Origin of the sequence: Ahniella affigens (genome assembly GCF_003015185.1) — a bacterium.
In the GTDB taxonomy this organism is placed as follows: domain Bacteria; phylum Pseudomonadota; class Gammaproteobacteria; order Xanthomonadales; family Ahniellaceae; genus Ahniella; species Ahniella affigens.
Genome location: NZ_CP027860.1, coordinates 2301816 through 2321303, shown reverse-complemented (window position 1 = coordinate 2321303; position 19488 = coordinate 2301816). Strand labels below are relative to the sequence as shown.

The 19488-nt window shown below is 59.7% G+C and carries 12 protein-coding genes; 3 read left to right on the top strand and 9 right to left on the bottom strand.

The window, feature by feature from the left end; translation table 11 throughout:
* Positions 1 to 10 precede the first annotated feature (10 nt).
* Positions 11 to 2536, bottom strand: coding sequence for a c-type cytochrome (locus C7S18_RS08840; protein ID WP_106891213.1), 2526 nt, complete (start codon positions 2534 to 2536; stop codon positions 11 to 13).
* A gap of 214 nt (positions 2537 to 2750) precedes the next feature.
* On the opposite strand from C7S18_RS08840, the gene C7S18_RS08835 reads away from it, so the two are divergent.
* A complete protein-coding gene (locus C7S18_RS08835; protein WP_106891212.1) occupies positions 2751 to 3896 on the top strand; it encodes a hypothetical protein in 1146 nt (381 codons plus the stop codon).
* A gap of 534 nt (positions 3897 to 4430) precedes the next feature.
* Here the strand turns inward: C7S18_RS08835 and C7S18_RS08830 are convergent.
* A complete protein-coding gene (locus C7S18_RS08830; protein WP_106893977.1) occupies positions 4431 to 6341 on the bottom strand; it encodes a lipoxygenase family protein in 1911 nt (636 codons plus the stop codon).
* Positions 6342 to 6628: 287 nt separating this feature from the next.
* Here C7S18_RS08830 and C7S18_RS08825 point away from each other — a divergent pair, with 287 nt between their 5' ends.
* Positions 6629 to 7333, top strand: a complete 705-nt coding sequence (locus C7S18_RS08825; RefSeq protein ID WP_106891211.1) for a hypothetical protein — start codon at positions 6629 to 6631, stop codon at positions 7331 to 7333.
* Positions 7334 to 7414: 81 nt separating this feature from the next.
* Here the strand turns inward: C7S18_RS08825 and C7S18_RS08820 are convergent, their stop codons facing one another.
* The 5 genes from C7S18_RS08820 to C7S18_RS08800 all read right to left on the bottom strand — a co-directional run bounded on the left by C7S18_RS08820 (position 7415) and on the right by C7S18_RS08800 (position 15298).
* Positions 7415 to 9439, bottom strand: a complete 2025-nt coding sequence (locus C7S18_RS08820) for a S9 family peptidase (protein WP_106891210.1) — start codon at positions 9437 to 9439, stop codon at positions 7415 to 7417.
* Between the two features lie 71 nt (positions 9440 to 9510).
* Positions 9511 to 10563 carry a fatty acid desaturase gene (locus tag C7S18_RS08815; protein ID WP_106891209.1) on the bottom strand — a complete coding sequence of 351 codons (1053 nt, stop codon included), beginning with the start codon at positions 10561 to 10563 and terminating at the stop codon, positions 9511 to 9513.
* Between the two features lie 304 nt (positions 10564 to 10867).
* Positions 10868 to 11404: a response regulator transcription factor gene (locus C7S18_RS08810; RefSeq protein WP_106891208.1), complete on the bottom strand. Its 537-nt coding sequence runs from the start codon at positions 11402 to 11404 to the stop codon at positions 10868 to 10870.
* Positions 11401 to 12630: an ATP-binding protein gene (locus C7S18_RS08805; RefSeq protein ID WP_106893976.1), complete on the bottom strand. Its 1230-nt coding sequence runs from the start codon at positions 12628 to 12630 to the stop codon at positions 11401 to 11403. Before C7S18_RS08805 ends, C7S18_RS08810 begins: the two co-directional genes overlap by 4 nt.
* Before the next feature lie 334 nt (positions 12631 to 12964).
* The gene (locus C7S18_RS08800; RefSeq protein WP_170113188.1) at positions 12965 to 15298 is read right to left on the bottom strand and encodes a delta-60 repeat domain-containing protein; all 2334 of its coding nucleotides are present in this window, start codon (positions 15296 to 15298) and stop codon (positions 12965 to 12967) included.
* A gap of 302 nt (positions 15299 to 15600) precedes the next feature.
* Here C7S18_RS08800 and C7S18_RS08795 point away from each other — a divergent pair, with 302 nt between their 5' ends.
* Entirely contained in the window at positions 15601 to 17379 is a 1779-nt protein-coding gene (locus C7S18_RS08795) for a ferritin-like domain-containing protein (RefSeq protein ID WP_106891206.1), read from the top strand.
* 88 nt (positions 17380 to 17467) lie between these two features.
* Here the strand turns inward: C7S18_RS08795 and C7S18_RS08790 are convergent, their stop codons facing one another.
* Positions 17468 to 18214: an HvfC/BufC N-terminal domain-containing protein gene (locus tag C7S18_RS08790; RefSeq protein ID WP_106891205.1), complete on the bottom strand. Its 747-nt coding sequence runs from the start codon at positions 18212 to 18214 to the stop codon at positions 17468 to 17470.
* Positions 18214 to 19068, bottom strand: a complete 855-nt coding sequence (bufB, locus tag C7S18_RS08785) for an MNIO family bufferin maturase (protein ID WP_240624015.1) — start codon at positions 19066 to 19068, stop codon at positions 18214 to 18216. Before bufB ends, C7S18_RS08790 begins: the two co-directional genes overlap by 1 nt.
* Positions 19069 to 19488 lie beyond the last annotated feature (420 nt).

Genomic DNA, 19488 nt, shown 5'->3' with positions numbered 1-19488 from the left:
GAAACTCGCCTCACATCGTCTTCAGGAATTCGACCAACGCGCGCTTGTCGTCGTCGGTCAGCGCTGTTTCGCCTTCACCGGCCGGCAGGTAATCCGTGCCGAAATAGTGGCCGCGATTGACGATGTAGTCCGGGCACTTGCTGACGTCGAGCAGCGGTTCCACCAGATTGGCGAACGCTTTGCGAGCGTCGTCGTCCGTGGCGTTGCGCGGCAGCTTCTTCAGGTCATGCAGGATCTTCGGCAGCAACTTCAGGACCTTGTCTTTTTCCTTCAGGTTGATGTTCGACAACAGGTTGACCGGGGTGCCTTCCGGAATCGGACCAAGATCGATGCCACCGTCACCGAAGACGCTGGGCCAGATGAAGCTCAGGAACCCAACATGCTTCTGCAGGAATTCCGGCAGGAAGCCGCCAGCGATCTTCAAATAGCTGGTCTTGGTGGTTCGATCGATCCAACCCGGAGCCATCTTGCCTGATCCAGTCTGGAACTGGACGTTGCCGTCACGCTTCTCGGGCCACAGCAACTGCTCAATCGAAGCGTTGAACGACTCCATGCGACCATCGACCGTCCCGTACCAATTGAATGGACCGAGGCTGTTGTTCTGCAGGAAGGGCGCTGTTGACCAGACGCTGACCAAAGAGGCCGGGCGGGTGTAACCGCGACCGCCGGCAGGCATCTGGTAGGGACGTGGCTCCAGTGTGTACGGATGATGCACGGTGACCGTGCCTACGGAGGGCAGGCCTTTGTAAGAACTCGACGAGAAGTCGTTCCAGATGTCGCCAGCAATCGCATTCGTGGCGAGCGGGCTGCACATGTTGGTTTCCATCAGGCTGGACGGAATGCGCAACTCGGTCGACAGGAAGTTGTTATCGAGGAAGTCCGGCGCTGCCACGATCCCGCGCATCTGAGCCTTGAACTCTTCCGTCTTCGTCCACTGCCAGTAGTCGTTCCAACACTGCAGGTAATTGCTGTTGACGCAACCATGATCCGGGAAGAAGTCGGTGAAGGCCTGCTCGGGCAACTTGCTGGAGTGGCAGCGAGCACAGGTTTCGGCAAACACGTCCTTGCCGCGCGCCAGAACGGCCTCGTCCGTGGTCAGGTAGGTCGGGCCGTTGGGCGCATTCTTCAAGTAGTCAGGCGGGGTTGCGGCCAGGAAGAACAGTGCCAGGTCAGGCGTCTGTGCCGTGTTCGCTTGCCAATAGGTCGAGTTTTTCGCTGCAGCGGCAATCGGGAACGGCGTGATATCCGGGCCACCCAGCAGCGGAATGAAGTGCAGCAGCCATTCTTCGCTGAACAAGCCGATGTTGACGTAAACGCGATTCAGGGCAGCCAGACTGCCAGTCGAATCCGAACCATCCTTCAGCACGCGTGGCGTCTTGACGTCTGGATTGTTGTAGAAGTTCAGGAGTGGCGAGTTCGTTGGGATCGGCGGCACAAAGTCGTTGAACTGCTTGTTGTTCAACTCGGAGCCTTTGAGTGTTTCCTTGCCCCATTTCTGTGCGATGGCCAGGCGGGCGCCAAGCTGATAGACCGCATTCATCGTGCGTGGGTTGTTGATCTGATCAGACGAAACCAGCGAGGTGTCCAGCGCACCGGGCCGCGACGTGCCGAACAGCTGATGGATGAAGTTCGTTTCATCGACATCGAACATGAAGATGCGGTCGATCCAGAAGTACTGGGCGCCTGGGTTCGAGTTCAGGTTTTCCCATTTCGGATTCTCGAAATCTGCCGGTGGGTTGGTCGGATTCGGACCCACGTGGCAAAAGCCGCACGACATGCCGACGCGATACGGCTTCACCAGATTCTTGTCGTTGTAGTACTTCGGATCGTTGTAGTACTTGTCTGGATCCCAATTCTTCTGTGCGGCCGCGTCAAACGCCGGATTCGGGAAGATGCGCAGGCCGACGATACCGCTGGCATAGCCATAGTAGGAGCCCACCGGCAGGCCGTCTTTGCCGCGCGCGCCGTAGGGAACGCCCGGATACTTGGATTCGTCTTCATACGGGTCTGGTGCGCACTCGTCGCTCTGCACGCGCTCATCCAGCCAGAGACCGTAGCGATCCGCACGCGGACCGGTCGCTTCCTTGAAGCAGGGCTCATTGACCAGACCGAGGTACTGCCAGCGGTTCGAACGCTTGTTCTTGAGGGCCTTGTGACTGGACAAGGTTTTCAGCAGATCGAGGTTGCCAAAGCTGGCCCGCGACAACTCGTCCCAGAGACGATCGTTGCCGGCGGTCCACACCACCCAGTTGTTGCGTCCGCGTACCGCCGCCTTGACGGCGTCTTCGGCGCTGATGCCAGGCACGTAGGGCTCCAAGGCCGCGCGGACCTTTTCCGGGTCTTTGGTAATCCCGTAGTCCATGTCCCGCAAGTAGTCTTCTTCGGAACCGGGCAGGCGCTCAGCCGTCACCCCCGCAAGCATGGCTTCGTCTTGGACCTTACCGCTGACGGGTTTGTCCTCGTGTCGACAACCGCGGGAAAAAAACACCGCAGCCACACCAAAAAGTGCGAGCAGCACCAGAATGAATTTCTTCATGAACGTTTCCTCAAGTCTTAGAGACCCAGCACAGGTGCCGGCCGGCAGTGATCCAACAAGTGAACCCTGAGGAAACGAATTCTGAAGAAACCCTTCCCCAAGATTCTCGCCGATATACTCCTTTCACGAATGAGATGCAATGGCTGTACATGGGCCTGGGCTTCAGGATAGGCTCCGTCCCGGATCAAGTCTCCTCGGGCACTGGAGTTGGGGTATGTCGCGTCTCTTTACCTTGCTAGTCGCAGTCGTTCTCAGTCTACTGGCTGTTCGAGCCAGCGCTTCTGACCATGCGGATCCGGCGCTTCCGGCCGAGTTTGATCCGTCGCTTGTCAAAGAACCCAATATCACCGGCTTGTTCGTCTTTCCCAAAGGCGATCGCCTGATCTTGGTCTATAACGTCTTTCGCTCCTTGAGTTCACCGCCGCCCTACAAGTTTGAAGACTACGAGTTCGTGGTCTACATGGATCTCCATAGTCAGATTGACTACAGCAACTCGGAAATCCGGGCACGCTACGGCGGTCAGGTGGTCAATCCCCAAGGCATCAAGCCAGATGCCTCGATCACGATCCGGATCAACAATCAGGCTGAGCTTGCCGAAAAGACGGTAGAGGGACTGAACAACCCGGACGACATCCAGTGGTACGTGGGCGTTCGTGACGATCCCTTTATCTTCACACCGTTCTTCGGGGTGAACGTCGTGTCGATGGTGATGAGCATCCCGATGTCGGCGTTCCCGGAAGGGCAGCAGGATTGGATTCTGTGGGGCATTACGCGCAAGAAGGGTTCCACCGAGATTCTGGATCACATTGGGCGTGGTCTCCGGACGCAGCTGCCCCGATTCGGCTTCATCAACACGCTGCCGCCGGCCGAGCAAGCCGATGCGATCAACACCCAGGCCCACAAGAGCGACATGCTCCGCAAGTTCCTGATGAGCTACGTTGCGCCCGCAACGAACCTGTATGACGATACGTTTGCCATTCGCTATTACGACGGCGAGCCCGACGTCTGCATTTATACGTCACGGTATCCCGTGCTGTATCCGAATGGACGTGCACTGGAAGACGACATTGCCAAGATCGCATGCGACTTTGGTGATTGCATCCTGGTGGAGCTTGCGATTGCGGTCGGCAAGATCTATCCACGACCGGTCGTCAATGACAAACCGTTCAGCGCCGACTTCCCGTACTTGGCGGAGCCATGGCCAGACAAGCCCGCCGCGCCGCCGAAGAAGGGGTTGTCAACTCAGTGGCAGATTCGAATATTCATCGGCCTGGTGATTGGTTTCTCGATCCTGATTCTTTATTGGCTCATTACCGGTTGGAAAGCGAAGCGCAAACTCAAGGCGCTGGGTATCAAATAGTTGACGAAAGCGCCGGCCTGGCAACGCTAGGCCGGTGCCGACCAACTGCCGAAAACGGACGCGTCGATTTGTCGGAACTGGACCGTGGGGTATTGGATCCAGCCCATAACAATGCACCGTGTTGCAGGAGCATGGTGCGGAATGACTTGAAGTCTGGCCTGGCCGCTCGCTGATATTGGCGAGCGGCCTCTTTTTTTGGCTGTCCATATTGCTGTTGCAGAGATTCAGACGCACTCGCGCATCGTTGCAACCTAGGGAGCCTCTGAACAAGTTCAGAGGCGATGCGGGCCATGGATGGCACGCCCAGAATCAAGCACACAAGTGCTTGATTCTGGGGCACTGAGTCCGGACACGTGCCGGACTCAGTGCGGGTCTGAAAGTCCAGGATGGACCTATTCAGACCCTCCCTAGACGGGACGTCACACTCATCGCCAGACACGGCGGAAGTCCGCCTGCCTAGCACCAGCTGCAACATCGCAACAAAATCTAGTGCTCCAGATCGTGTCCGGATGCCAATCTTGAGCGGTGTCGAAATCAGATGTTGATGCTGGTCGGAATCAAACTCGGCTGCAGATAAGGATACGGCACCTCGCGCTCGGCGTTCCGGTTATCGATTTCCATCTCCACCGCCTTCAATGCCAGTTTGAAACGTGCCAGCGGGCCATTCTTGCCCGTGATGCGCGGATCTTGAAACCAGGGCAGATACGGCCAATGGTTCACCCGGTAGTCACCGAGCGGCCGATAGTGCACCGATCCGAGTAACCACAGCACGTTCAACTGCTCTTGTGCTTCCTTGATCGGCGGCAACAGTTTCAGCCAGGCCGCCTCCGATTGCGGCTGATCGGGCTTAGGCACCGGCGCCCACGCGGCTCCGCTGATTGCGGGTGCAAAGCTCATCAAGTCCTTCTGCGGGAAGTTCACCGCGGCGTGCTGAGCACTGGCCGTAAAGATAACCATCGTCACCACGCTGATCAGCGTCTCACGGTCCTTGAGTTCCGGCAGCCCCTTGATTTTGCCGAGCCCGAGCAACTCGTCACGCCAACCTTGCAGTTCGGTGTCGCCCGCGACGTTGGCATCGTTCAGATAGTAGACGCTGACGTATTGCCGGACCCAGTCTTGAATCGCCTGCCAGACCAGCAGTGCGTCATCGCGATACGGGTAGTCAGGGAGTGCGGCGACGTCGGCAACACGACGGCTGGCCAAGTCGTTGGGCAGCATGTGTGCGGTGACATCAAACGCCAGCCGGTCGCTACCGGCGAGGGTCTGGGTGGAGGTGATCTGTCCAGCAAAAATATGGTCGATCGGACCACCTTCAGCAATCAAACTGCCTGCCGCAGAATTGTTGATGAACAGGGTGCCTTCAAAATGCGGCAGCAACAGCACGTTCAGCGGGTGCTCGGGCGCCAGCCGCCGATGCGTCGCGACGGCAAATGCCTCGATGACGAGGTGCGTGCGGGCGAGATGCACAAACAGCTCATGATAGTTGCCCTCGGCGGCCTGTACGAACGTCTTGGCCATCTGCCACGACCACCAGTCAGGACTGTTCTGGTCGCTGACCCGGAGGAACAAGCCGTCTGCCGGTGATTGTCCGAGCTGAATGGCAACCGGCGTCAGCGCGCCACCGCCCTTCGGGATCGCAAACAGCGCGAGCGGGGCACATAAGAACTTGGGCTTTCCACCAGTGGTGCCCGTTTTCAGAGTGCTCAGTTCCTCGTAATCGAGCCAGTAGAGCCGCTGCTCGGTTAACGCCGAGGCCAGACTATCGTTGGTGCCCATCACCGATTGATACTGCGCCTCGCTGAGCCCAAACTTCAACGGCCAGGCACTCAGGCCGGCAATCAGCACGCTGTTCGGCCCGGCGACGCGCATCCGGGCAAATGTCGCGTCGTCCATGAAGGTATCGGCGATTGCCGGCAAGGGCAGCGTGACAAACAGCTTTCGATACTGCTCCAGGCTCGGGTTTTCCAGCTTGCCGAGGTAGGTTGCCGCAATCATGTTCTGCAGCGTTTTCAACTCGTTGTCCAGGCGGGAGCGATGCAGACTGAGCAGCGTCCCGGCCACATGGTCGACGATTCGAAGCGGGCTGTCCGGGGTCGCCTTCTGCTCGCTGCGAATCGTCGCTATGGTCTGACGCATGCTATCCAAATGTGGTCTGATCGCAGCGGCCGCAGTCTGCGATTTGAGTGAGTCACCGCGGCCCGTTTGGGCCAGGATTTGGTTGGCCACAATGTCGATGCCGACGTCCGCCACTTCTAAGAGCCAGGTGATGGTTGGCCGATCGTCGCGCGGCACGCTTGCCGCCAAAGGGATTCCCGGAAGCGTCTCGAAATCATCTTTCCAGACATACTTGCTCTGTTCGTCCAGCAATGCCTCTTGGCGCTGCTGCTGCGCTGCGGGGGAGTCGTTCTGCGGAAGGGTCGGACGAACGCGTGAAAAAAGACTCATGTGATCCTCGTCTGCGCCTAAGTGTGCCCGCGGTTGACGATACTCCGGTAGCGGGTCGATGTCATCCGTCTGGCGCGCGCTGCGCACCATCGCCGGGCACGTGGTCCGAGGTCTCAGGAACTGTGAACTCTCGCGCGTCTGGCCTTGCAGGCCGATTCCGCTCGGGTTATTAATCGGCAGGCAGCGGAATTCGATTGTGGCTTGATGGCAATCGGCAACCGACGGGGTCGAGCGACAGTCCGGCGCCTGCTGGCCTGTCTCAAATCACTACACACGGGGAGTTGATCATGGCAGAAGACGAAAAAGGCACATTCGACAAATTCGAACTGGCGGCCGCAATCTTGTTGGGCTTGGGCGCCACGGCGGCGTCCATCGCCGGGCATCAGGAAGGGCTGTGGGGCGGGCAGAGTGTCGAGGCGTACGGCGAAGCAGCTGCGCTCACGACCAAGGCGTCGACGACCTACAACGACGAACTGACCACGTACATGCAGGATGTTGCTGCCGATCAGCGCGCCAAGGAACTGTCGTGGGAAGCATTGGAGAGCGAGGATGAAGCGCTCCAAGCCCGTCAGCTCAGCATGGCCAGCTGGATCTACACGGCGCAGTTGTCGGAGTCTGCCTACAAGGCCCTTGGTCTGCCGATGGAAGTCCGCGAGGCTTACAACGAAGGGAGCGAAGACAAGCCAACCGAACTCAACGCTGAGCAATTGGAAGCAGCCCTGAACATCGACCTCGATCAGGACTACGTCGACGAGGTGTTTGGCAGCAGCGGCGATGAGTTTGACGCTGCCGACAAGCGCTTCAACGAAGGGCGCGATGCCAACAACCATGGCGACAAATTCTCGCTGGCCGGCGTGATCCTGACCGTGTCGTTGTTCTTTGCCGGTCTGGCGCTCGTCTTCAAATCCAAGATTCGCTGGGGCTTTCTGGGCATGGGCGGCGTGGTGTTTCTGAGCGGTGTTGGTTACATGCTCGGGCTGACTTGGGCGTAGGCCGCGTTCGAATCGGCCGGTTCGCGATGGCAAAAAAAAGCCCCGACGGAAATCGGGGCTTTTTGTTTGCGGCGCCAATGGTCAGGGTTTGGCCGGTGCGTCCGCTGGGGGAGCCTCTGGCGTCGCCTCTGCATCAACCGCTGGAGGTGGAGCGTCCGACTTCAGATAGGTGTCCAGGAACTTCAGAATGGCGGCACTCGACGCAATCTGATTTTCCTTCTTTGCAAAGCCGTGGCCTTCGTCGTCAAACACGACATATTCCACCGGCACCCCGTTCTTCTTGACAGCAGCGACGATTTCGTCCGACTCTGGCTTGATCACACGTGGGTCGTTCGCGCCTTGCAGCACCAGCAGCGGCTTGGTGATCTTGTCAGCATGGAACAGTGGCGAGGTTTCGATCAAGAAGTCCCGTTGTGTCGCCGGGTCGCCGATTTCTTGATATAGCGCCTTGCGGAAGCTCTCCCAGTAAGGCGGAATGCTCTCGAGTGTGCGCAGCCAGTTGCTGACGCCAAAAATATCGACGCCGACCTTGAATTCTTCTGGCTGGAAGGCGAGGGCTGCGAGCGTCATGTAGCCGCCGTAGCTGCCGCCCATGATGCCAATCTTGTCCGGGTCGACGTAGTCGAGCGTCTTCAGATAGTTCTTTGCGTCGACGCAGTCCCAGAGCGGCTCACGCCCATGCTTGCCATCGTCCGCGGCGAAAAAGGTCTTGCCGTACCCGGAACTGCCGCGGTTGTTGACGCCCAACACGACGTAGCCGTGATTCGCGAGATATTGCGCGAGGTAGTTCCAAGCACGCGTGGTTTGTCCGCCCGGGCCGCCGTGAATGAGCAGTATCGCTGGGGCTTTGCTGGCCGCGCTGGCTTGATGCGGCTTCCAAAGAATGTTCGGGATTTCGAGACCATCCCGGGCCTGATACCGCACGACACTGGTCTCGACCAGATCTTCTGCGTCGATCTTGCTGCTGAGCGTATTGGTCAGGCGTTTCGGTTCACCAGGCTGGCCGAGGTTGAACACGTACAAGTCGCTCGGCTGGCGATCACCATTCAGATACAGCGCCAGATTCTGTTCGTCATTCGAGAACGTGGCACCGCGAAGCTCGCCCGCAGGCAACTTGGGCAGTGCGACCTCGGCGCCGGTGGCCGCATCGTACAGACGAATGGACGTGGCGCCATCCACATTCACACCGGTGACGCGATACTTACCCTTCGGCGAGAAGTAGCTGAACGCAATGTCCCAGGATTCGGCCTGAACGTCCTCGTGCGCGCCACTGGCGAGTTCATAGCGGCGGAGGCGTGCGTATTCGCTGCCGGCATTGCTGGTGTAGTACAGATACTTGCCGTCTGGCGAGAAGTCCTCGGCGCTGAACAGCGCATTGCCTTCATGTTCGGACAGCAGGGTGAGCTTTTTGCCCGCCAACTCATAGAGGTAAAGCGAATTGTCATTCGTCGTGTTCGACTGCGTCAGCGCCACGAAGCGGCCATCACCCGAGACCAGCGCTGGCTCATAGCCCTTGTCATTGCTGAAGATCAGCTCGCGCTTCAGCGTTTCCGCGTCATAGCGGTACACATCAAAATAGCGCGGGTCCCGCTCATTGCTCGACACATAAAACGCGTCGCCTGCCGTGTTGAAGTCGACAAACTGAGCCTTCAGCTTTTCACCTGGCGTCAGATCGGTCTCCTTGCCCGTTGCATCGATCAGGAACAGATGATTGAGTTCGTTGCCGCCCTGATCGCGGGTGACCAGAATGCGATCGTCGTGCGGGAAGTAGCCGACCGCGTAGACGTTATCGGTCGACGATTGCGTCACCGGCGTCCAGTCGCCGCCGCCAGCGGGCATCGTGTAGGCGTTCCAAACGCCCGACTTGCTGGACGAGAACAGAATCTTGCTGGCATCAGCCGAGAACGACGCGCCGCCGACGGCGACCGTGTCGAGGAAATCCTCGATCGGGTACTGCTTCTGCGGACGTTGAACCACGGGTGCTGCGGCTGCGGCCGTGTCCGGACTACTTCCGGCGCTACTCGGCGCGGTCGAATCCGAACAGGCGACGAGGCCAAGTGCGGCCGTGATGGCGAGCGACAACAGCCAGGGGCGGGGTTTGAACATGGGCGGCTTCCGATAGCGAAATAGGTCGGCGATTCATAACACGAAACCAAAGCGGGCAACTCTGTCCTAGGTCATGCCGGCGTCGTCGCTTCGCCAAAGCGATTGGCGCGCGCCATCGAACCCAAATCATCAAATCGCACGCCCGCATCGCGCATCACCGGGAGCACGTCGCGCGCCACCCATTGCCGAAGGTAGAACGGCTGGCTGACCACAAAGTGGTGCATCGCGTGCGTACCACCAAAGTTGAAGCAGAACAGCTGCGCCGGCCACCAGTACCATTTGGTCAGTACCTGACATTGCCGCATCAAGTCACCTTCGGCGATGTCGCCGTAGTAGTGCATGTTGCTGCTGACCAAGTGCAGACAAAAACTCCGGAGCACATTCGGACCAATCCAACACACGAGCAGCCACTGCTGGTCTTGCAGCCAACTGTTGACTGCCGCAGGCCAGGGCAGCGTGAGGCCAAAGCTGATCGACACCGATCGCACCACGAGATCAGCGACAAACAACCACCAGATCGACCAGTGCAGCCAACCGAGTGGGAAGTACGCGGCGAGCGCGCGTCCGAACAGACGCATGCGCCGTCCCGATGCAACGGGGCTGAGCGCGCGCGTCAGCACCGATACGCCAGCGTCCGCGGTCATCAAAAACCGGCGCACACCCCAGCGCTCACCATTGGTGATCGCCCGTTCCTCAACATCGGCAGCCGTGCCCGACAGCTTGTGATGGGCAAAATGCAGGCGCCTGCGGATCCATGGGTTGATCGTGCTTGGTCGGGCAAGCCAAACCAGCGCCATCATCAGATTCTGCAGCCACAGCCGCTTGCGGCCGTAGAGCTGGTGAATCAAATCGTGTTCCAGTTCATGCGTGATGGATGCCAGTATCGCCGCCAGCGGTGGTACGATCCAGCCGGGCAACCAGCCGTTGGTATACGCCGGAATCAAAGCCAGCATGCCGCCCAGTGAAACCAGCAGAATCAGCACACCAATCGTGTCTTGATAGGAAAGCCAAGGGTGCTGGGCGCGCACGGTTGCGTCCGCCTGCCGAATCGCGTCCTGGATTCGCGCCACCGCGGTTTGCCGCAGGTCAGGGGATTCGGATTGCGTGTCGTTGACTGAAACCATGGGTCGGCTTCCTGTGGGACAGGGGTTAGTTTAGTAGCAAGTTCCGATAACGCGAGTCCGACCGCGTCTATCCTGGACTCGCCGACCTATATCGCGTTCTGCACCGCGCCCGACTGAAGCTCCCCGAATCAATCACTTACCGTCGTGATTCGGGGCCGGGTCGGCGATCACCGGCATGTGCTCTGAACGTCCAACGAGGCTCAACGGTAACCTGAAACCAACTTGGCTAGTGGTCGCGCCGCGCTCCATCAGTCCTCAGGTCAAGGTGCAGACGTCAGACCCAGACATTGCTCAGACAGGCCGATCAAGACTCCTGATTGCTGGAGATCGGCCGCTTGGCCAACTTGCGCTGCAACGTTCGCCGATGCATGCCGAGCAGTCTGGCCGCCGCCGAAACATTGCCGTCGGTATCAACCATCGCCTGTTGAATGTGCTCCCACTCGACCCGGCTCAGCGGGGTCATGGCGGGATCCAGCGCGTCGGGCTCGATTGTCTCACCGAGCAAGGCCCGAGCGATGGCGTTCGCGGTCACGGGTTTGGCGAGATAGTGATCGGCCCCGCGCTTCATGGCTTCAACGGCCGTGGCAATGCTGGCATAACCGGTGACCAGGACGATGTACGCGTCAGGACAAGCCGCCCGCAACGGCTTGATCAGATCAAGCCCAGACTCGCTCAGCAACTTCAGATCGAGCAACACGAACTCGGGTTGCCCGGCACGTGCCATCGCCAGGGCTTCGTCGCCGGTGCTGGCAGTTGTGACGACAAAGTCACGGCGCTCAAGCGAGCGCTTCAGCGTCCGCAAGTACAGTGCATCGTCGTCAATCAGCAGCCCGCGTTTCATGAATGTTGAAACCCGGTCGATGGCAGATGGAAGCGTACCCGCACACCAATATCGCCGGCAGGCACCATCGTGAGGTCACCGCCCAAGCGCTCCACCGTCGCATGGCTCAAGGCGAGACCGATGCCCAAACCCTCTGCCTTGGTAGTGTGATGGAGCGTGCCGATCATCGCCGAGTGCAAGTCAGACAGGCCAGCGCCATAGTCGCGAATCTCGCCCCTGAGCCCAGTTGCGTCGGCACTGAGCATCAAGTCGACGCGATTGCTGGCGTTGGCCTCGGACGCATCCGCGGCGTTGTTCAGCAACGCTTGCAACAAATGTCCGACTGTGGCGTCGACCTCTGCGTGCGCTGGCTCTATCGAGCCTTGGCGCTGCAAGCGGATCGTTGGTCGAACGAGCTGCCATCGGTCGATGATATGGTCGAGTAGAAGGCGCTGATTCTGCGCGCCGCGATCGACACCCATTGCCGGCGCGGCCAGTTCGCGGACGCGATCGCGACACACATCTACCAAGCCGCGGACATCCTCAAGCTCATCTCGCGATGAAGAAGGGGGCGCCTGCTCGATGAGGTCATCGAGCGCCAACGTCATGGTCGCCAACGGCGTGTTGAGTTCGTGGGCCACAGCGGCCGCATGCGTTGCAAGAGCCAGGATGCCCTCGTTCCGCGCAAATCGTTCGCGCAGTCGCGCGAGTTCCTGCTCACGTTGACGGAGCGCCACGGCCAATCTGGCAAAGAAGTACACCACCACGCCAACCGAAATCAGAAAGTTGACGGCCATACCCCACAGGTGCAGGTCGAACGCACTGCCGGCGAACCCGTGAACATGTGGAAAGGGTCTGCCCAACCATGCGGACAGCGCATAAGCGAGTCCGCACAGCCCGGCCACCACATAGATCCAACGCGGCGGCAGGGCCATCGCAGCAAATGCGATCGGCAACAGGAACAAGGAAGTGAACGGGTTGGCAACGCCGCCACTCCAGGCAATCAGCCAGGCCAATACCGACACATCCACAGCAATGTGCAGAACGATCTCAAGATTACTGGCTTGCCGGGCGCGCCGAGACCGCCATGTTGCGTAGACATTGAAGCCCGCCAGCGTTGCGGTCGCCGACCATAGTGCAGAGCGATCAACGTGCGCGTCCAACCACTCCAACACGATCACCAGGACAATCGCCTGACAGAGCACCGCCAGCCAGCGCAAGTGACAGAGCGCCACTAAGAACGTCACGCCATCGGATTCCGACGCGTGACCGGAACGCGGTGCAGCAGCAGTGGGGGTTGCGATCGGTGGCACGTATGTTGGAAGCAAACAGTCAGCCAGTGATTATCCCATGGCGCGCCACGTGGCGCTGGTCCAAACTGGGCGGGTACTGGCGACTGTAGCCCTGGGCACGTCAAAACTCGCAAGTCTAGGGCACCGCGACGGCCTCACCACTGCGACATTTTGCCGCACCCCGATTCATTCGCGCCAAGACCTTCGGCGCGAATGGGACCGGAATTGCCATGGCGCAACGACGGCTCCACATAGACGAGTCGATCCCGTATCGCGCAATTGCGCAAGGTCAACCTTGGCGCACGCGCCGCAGCCATTTCGCCGGTGCCAGGGCGACGAACAAGCCGAGCAGCAACAGTGCAAACGGGCTCGATACCGGAACGGGCCTCGGCGGTGTGGCGCGCGGCGACAATGGGAGCCATGCGTGCCCAATACGCGACATTGCGCCCATCCGATTGAACGCACCAGCAACCGCAACGGTGTCGTCCACTGAACGATATTCCAGGCTCAGCACGGCTTGGTCGGGGTTTGGATCAAACACTGGATCAACGACACCCGTTGCGGGATTCAGTCTGGCCAATCGACTGCGATTGCTGCCGCCAATACTGCTGAATTCACCACCGACGACGAGTGACTGGTCGGGCAACAACACCGTGCTGTAGACCGTGCCATTGGCGCCGACTTGGAATGGCAGCAGGGCACCTGTGCCATCGACCATCGCAAGGCGGTCCCTGCTGATGGCGTTCAAGTGCCGAAAACTGCCGCCCAGAATGTAGCCGCCGCTGCCATTCCGAATGACGCTGAACACCGTATTGCCGGCGTTTGCCACAAAGCCGGAATCGACCGTGCCGGCGGCCGTGATCCGAGCCACGCGAGAACGGGGTTGGAACGCGACTTGGGTAAAGGCCCCGACCACCATCAGCGTGCCATCGGGTTCGGCGAGAAGACTGATGCCGACGCCGTTCAGCGGATTCAACCAAGCGGGACTCAGCGAGCCGTCCGGCTCCAGTCGCGCCAGACCGGCGCGCAGCACATTATTGACGTTCAGAAAGATGCCGGTGGCGTAAATGCGATTCTGGGCGTCCGTCGCCACATCGAGTACGGCATTGTCGAACTGCGGCGCGAAGCCTGGGTCCACTGCGCCCGTGTTGGCGTTCAAGCGCGCCGCACCAGGTCGAACGATGTTGTTGACCCGAGTGAAGAAGCCCGCTGCCACGACCTGGCCTTGCTGCAGCACCAGCGATTGCACGCTGCCATTGGTATCTGCCACGAAGTTCGGATCGAAAACGCCGTTGGCATCGAGCCGCGCCAAATTCTTGCGGATTGCGCCATTGATCACTTCGAATTTCCCGCCGATCAAACTACTGCCGTCCGGCAACTGCAATTGGGACACCAGGACACCACGATTTTCGGCGGCAATCTGCTCGGTCCACAACGAGGCTGCGCCAGCGAGGCGGGATCGCCGCGACAAGGTACCGGCCTCGTTCAGGCCCACGTTCGGCTCGTAGTATTCGGCGACAAAGACATCCTCCTGCGTATCAAGCAAGATGAACTCTGCGGGATCTTGCACGACGGGCCGCCAGGTCTGATCGAGTGCCCCAGTACCAGTGGCATCGACGCGTGCCAGATGCGCTTGTGCTTGTCCGCCAACCTGGAAGAATCGACCTGCGACATACAGTCCGTCAGTACCGCGGCGCAAGTGAATGATGGCGTCCCCAGCAGTCATGCCGGGATTCCACGCTGCATCGGCCAAAGCGCCAGACTTCGTGACGCGCGCCAATCGTTGCCGCGTGATCAAGCCCCCCGCACTATTGACCTGGGAGAAGGGCCCACCAACGTATACATGGGTCCCATCTTGTTCGAGCGCAAACACATTGCCATTGAGTTGCGGATTCCAATTGTCGACCGAACCGAAGCCGTTTGCCGACAGCCGGGCAACACCGCGGTGAACGTTGCCGTCTACGAATTCCATGTAGCCCGCAATGTAGACCACGCCGTTGGTCTCGTCCGGCAGCACATCCGTTACGCCGATATCGGCCTCGCCACCAGCGCGCCACGCTGCATCGACCGTGGCGCCGTTGGCAGTCGCCACGCGCGCCACACGCTCTCTCGGCACATCCGACACCTCGGTGAATTCCCCGACCACATAGAGCAACGACTGGGTCGCGTTAAACGCGATGTCGTAGACCGTGCCGTCAGTCCCGGGTTGCCAGTTCGCGTCTACTGCGCCACTGCTGTTGAATCGACCGAGGCGGGAGCGGGGCTGTCCGTTCAATGTCAGAAAGTTGCCACCGGCATAAATCCAGCCCTGGCTGTCTATATCGAGGCAAAAGACGATGCCGTCGGCCGCCATGGTGAAGGTCAGATCCAGGCTGCCGTCCGGATTGAACCGCGCCAGGTTGGCCCGGGACACACCGGCGATGCGCGTGAAGTCACCACCCACGACGAGCTTGCCATCGGGCTGCTGGATCATCGCGAAAATCGAACCGGCCTCGCCAAGCTGCAGGTTTGGCATCGCTAATGGCGCTGGGACTTGCGCCAGACCGAGCCCAGAACACAAGAACAGCAAGAACAGACACGTGCGCACGACGCGATGCGCGCCGACCTGGTTAGGACGAATCATGGGAATCCCTGTGACGAACGTGCCGATGACGGTACGAAATCGCCCCCAAGGCAGCATCCCAAACATCGGTGGTGCCAAGCTCGCGGGGTTACGATTACGCCGAACATTGTCCGTTGCGGGTTGCCACACTTCGGGCTAGTCTCCACGGACTGTTCTGGCTTGATGCGCCCTCGTTGTTGCCAACACGCGCGCGTGGCCAGAGCGGCGACTCACTGCATATCTATGGGGGCTGTTGCAGTGTCGTTGCAGGTGCTGTTGCCACGCTGCCCCCAGTTGGTTTTACTTGAGGAGGGCGGTTCATCATGAGTACCGGCAAGCCAGCAGTCACCCTGAGCAGACTCAATCATTCCGGCGATATCATTCAGGCGTTACATGCGCATCTGAGTGCCATTTGCGCCGTGGAGTTCTACACGATTCCGTTGTATCTGACGGCCACTTATTCGTTCTCGGTCGCAACGGGCAATTCCAGCTACCAGTACGTTCCGAAAGAGAACTGCAACGGCGGCAGCAGCAAGCAGAATCTGTTCTTCTGGATTCAGCAGAAATCGCTGTCGGTTGCCGTACAGGAGATGTATCACCTGCAGTGCGCGTCCAACATTGCGAATGCCGTGGGCTTCAGCCCACAGTTGGACCCGAGCATTTTCGACTGGACGGGTCCGGTACCGCATTTGCCCTCCGTCAAAGGCGTCGGGCTCAACAATCTGCCGGCGACACTGGATGTGCTGATCGGCATCGAAACGCCGGCTGAAGGGGGCTTTCCACCGCCCAACATGGAAGTCGCCTACGATTCCATTTCGGCGCTCTACCACGCCACGTTGGTGCTGCTCGACAAAGCGGTGCTGCTGGAGGAGCTGTTCCCGCTCGAACCCGGCCCAGTGATTCCCAATGCGGTACCGAACCAGCAGACGGAAGCGCCGAATCAGATGGATTATCTGACCTTCCAGAGCCGCTATATCTACACCGTGGTGAAGTGCAAGCGCGACATCGCGCACTTGGCCAATGCCGTCAGCTTTCAGGGCGAGGGCGCGGGCGTCGTGCAGGATTTTGCGACCAGGTTCCCGAACCTCGCCAAAGTCCTGCAGCAAGGTGACGATGGCAGCAACGGCATGATTCCGACGCAATACCAGTCGGCCCCGCATAGCCGCTTCGCCGCCTGGGACTGCACCAGCCACTATGATCGATTTGTCGCGCTCAAAGCCACGCTCGATGGCAATGTCGACTATGACGCCGCCGTCGCGCAATTGCCGGCACAACGCACCGTGTTCAATGCGCTCAACGCCGAAGACCCGGATCGTCCAAACTGGGTTGCCTCGCCCGGTGCACTCGACACCTGCATCAACCTCGCGTATTCGCGGACGCTCGATATCATCAACCAGGGCATGAAGACGGGCGGCGGTCTGGATCCAGCGACCCCTGGCGGTGGATTCACGTTTACCGAGGTCATGACCTCCTTCAAGTATCTGATCCCGCAGCTCTGGCAATGGGGCCAGGTGCCGAGCTTCTCCTACGTTCCGGGCGTCACCGACGATCAGTTGCAAGCCGCATTCGACGAGGCTGATCCGCTGTGCCTGTACCACTGGGACGCGGTGACCGCAGAAATCCGCAAGGGCGGCGAGAAGGACATGAACGTCTGCCAAGGTTTGAATACCTGCAAAGGCCTGGGTTGGGGCGGTCTTGGCACCAAGGCTGGCGATGGCGCGTGCGCAACGGCCGATATTCACACGTGCGTGGGCGGCAATACCTGCACGCACTTGGGTGCCTGCGGATTCATTGCCACCGATAAGCAGAACCAGCCGCTGCCGTGCGAAGACCTCTATGTGCCCGGCGCCAACTCGTGCAAAGGCAAGGGCGGCTGCCAAGTGCCGATCTCGGACAAGCAACTGTTCAGCGCCGATCTGCCCAGCACATGCACGGGCCGGGACGTCAAGAAGGGCGACAGCGTGTGGCAGGAAGCCCGGAAGCTGTTTGCGAAAGCGCAAAACGTCGCAAATCTGCCGGCGCCGAATAGTCAGCACGCCAATGGCGGCGTGAACTACGACGGCACCGCGCGTCGCGCGGCGGTAACGCCAACCTCCACCTGATAGTTCGATGTGGACGCGAGCCCGGATGCATTCCGGGCTCGCTGATGCACTAGAAGTTCGATGGTTCTGGCACCGACTGAAACGGCCGTCAGCCGCGCCAGTGCTCGCCAACAATAATTCCGCGCTCACGCATTCTGTGTAGCCAACGCTCCAGACCCGCTTCCCCCACGCCCCCGCGCACTTCGATCAGCACACGATCCAGCGCGTCGGTTGCAGCACGCTGCAGGAGCGCAAATTCCGTCGCCGTAATGGGCTCAACGCTGACCCGAAAAGACTGTCTGACAACGGCCAGATACAACGGTTTTGCCGAAACCACCGACACCGGCTCCTGACGCTGATGCGCGCGCAGCGATTCGTGCACCGGGTGGCTAAGCGACAATAATCGCAAGCTGCTGGCGAGTTGCAAAACGTTGGGCGTCTCGTGCTCGTCGCCAGGACCATCATACACTTCGGACAACACGCGTTCGAAGCGTGCGAGGGCAATCATGAAGTCGACCCAGTCGCCGTCGTCTTCTGGATTCGTCGGGCGTGTCTGTTCCAGATGGCCGGCAAATCCCGCGCCCAGATCATGCAAGGTGTAGCTCTGCGACGGGTGAGCATCCAGATAATCCAGCGCAAAGCGATCGAACAGCGGGTCACCAAGTGCCGATTGCAACAGCGGAAACGCGGCCCGCATGCACTCCAATAACCGCAGTCGGTAGCCGCCAGCATAGATCGCGAGGCGCGCGTCGACGGGCAGGTGGCCCGCATGAACCATTTCTGTTGCCGAACTTGCGACCGACGCGCCGGCGAGAATCTGCTGCCACAACCATTGCTGATCCTGTTGCCAAGCCATCAAACATCCACCTCATAACCCACCATGAAGTCGACCGGATTGGACACCTTGAATTCGGACGACGGGTTGGTAGGTGTCGCAACGCTGACGGGCCTTTCTTGCCCTTGCATCCAGGCCTTCGCGCGCGTCGCTTCGGCCTGCAAGATCGGAAAATCCGGAATCGCTTCGTCCCATTCAATCAACGTTGAGACCGATCCAAATCGAGCCAGTGCGTCGCCATACAACGCCCACACGCTCCCAGGCACGGGCCCAATGTGCGTATCGATACAATGGCTGCCATAGTCGGTATGGCCGGCCAGATGCATTTGCCCAATGCGACCCGCAGGGAGCGCCGCCAGATACGCGTGGGGATCCCAACCATGGTTACGTTGGCAGACGTAGACATTGTTGACGTCCAACAACACGCCGCAATCGGCCTGCTCCGCGAGTTCCGCGAGAAAGGCCCACTCCGGCATGGTCGACGATTTGAAGCTCAGATAACTGCTCGGATTCTCCAGTAACAGACGCCGACCCAAGAAGTCTTGCACGTGCTTCACGCGGTCTGCCACATGCTGAAGCGACGCTTCGGTGTAAGGCATCGGCAGCAGATCGTGACTGTTGAAGCCATTGCAGTTGGTCCAACAGAGATGGTCTGACACCCAAGGCGCGTCGATTCGATCCGCCAGTTGTTTCAGTCGCTTCAAGTAGGCTTGATTCAAGGGTTCCGATGATCCAATCGACAGCGACACGCCATGCGGAACAGCGCGATAGTGTCGGGCAATTTCCGAGAGCGCTTCCGCCGGCCAGCCCTGGCTGTCCATGAAGTTTTCAGAAATGATCTCGAACCAGTCGATCGCTGGGCGCTCCTTGATCACGGTCCGAAAATGCTTGGCCCGCAATCCCACACCCGCACCGAGGCAGGGGAGCTGAAGCGTTGATTCAATTGCTGACAAACGGCCTCCCAAGCAGATCAAGACAGCGGTTCTAGACGTTCGATGCAGTGCGCACTCGCGGCCAACCGCGACTGCGGCATTGTGCTGGATTCGCGCCGACATGCAAGCGCTTTCGCACGGACAACGCCTCATGAGCCGAGCCCGCTAAGCAGACTGTGTGAAAACAACAAAGGACTGGTTCGAGCAACCTCGCCGATCGGATTTGGAAGCGATGATGAGTGCAAATGATGGGTCAGTTTGCCGCGAGCCTGAAACCCACCCCGGATCAAGTCCGGGGTGACGAATCGCGAGAGTGTCCGTCGAGGCAAAGTCGTTGCTTCAGACGCTAGAAAGGATCGGTTC

Coding starts and splice junctions, on each gene's coding strand:
- C7S18_RS08840 (WP_106891213.1), bottom strand. CDS start 2,536: ATGAAGAAATTCATTCTGGTGCTGCTCGCACTTTTTGGTGTGGCTGCG.
- C7S18_RS08835 (WP_106891212.1), top strand. CDS start 2,751: ATGTCGCGTCTCTTTACCTTGCTAGTCGCAGTCGTTCTCAGTCTACTG.
- C7S18_RS08830 (WP_106893977.1), bottom strand. CDS start 6,341: ATGAGTCTTTTTTCACGCGTTCGTCCGACCCTTCCGCAGAACGACTCC.
- C7S18_RS08825 (WP_106891211.1), top strand. CDS start 6,629: ATGGCAGAAGACGAAAAAGGCACATTCGACAAATTCGAACTGGCGGCC.
- C7S18_RS08820 (WP_106891210.1), bottom strand. CDS start 9,439: ATGTTCAAACCCCGCCCCTGGCTGTTGTCGCTCGCCATCACGGCCGCA.
- C7S18_RS08815 (WP_106891209.1), bottom strand. CDS start 10,563: ATGGTTTCAGTCAACGACACGCAATCCGAATCCCCTGACCTGCGGCAA.
- C7S18_RS08810 (WP_106891208.1), bottom strand. CDS start 11,404: ATGAAACGCGGGCTGCTGATTGACGACGATGCACTGTACTTGCGGACG.
- C7S18_RS08800 (WP_170113188.1), bottom strand. CDS start 15,298: ATGATTCGTCCTAACCAGGTCGGCGCGCATCGCGTCGTGCGCACGTGT.
- C7S18_RS08795 (WP_106891206.1), top strand. CDS start 15,601: ATGAGTACCGGCAAGCCAGCAGTCACCCTGAGCAGACTCAATCATTCC.
- C7S18_RS08790 (WP_106891205.1), bottom strand. CDS start 18,214: ATGGCTTGGCAACAGGATCAGCAATGGTTGTGGCAGCAGATTCTCGCC.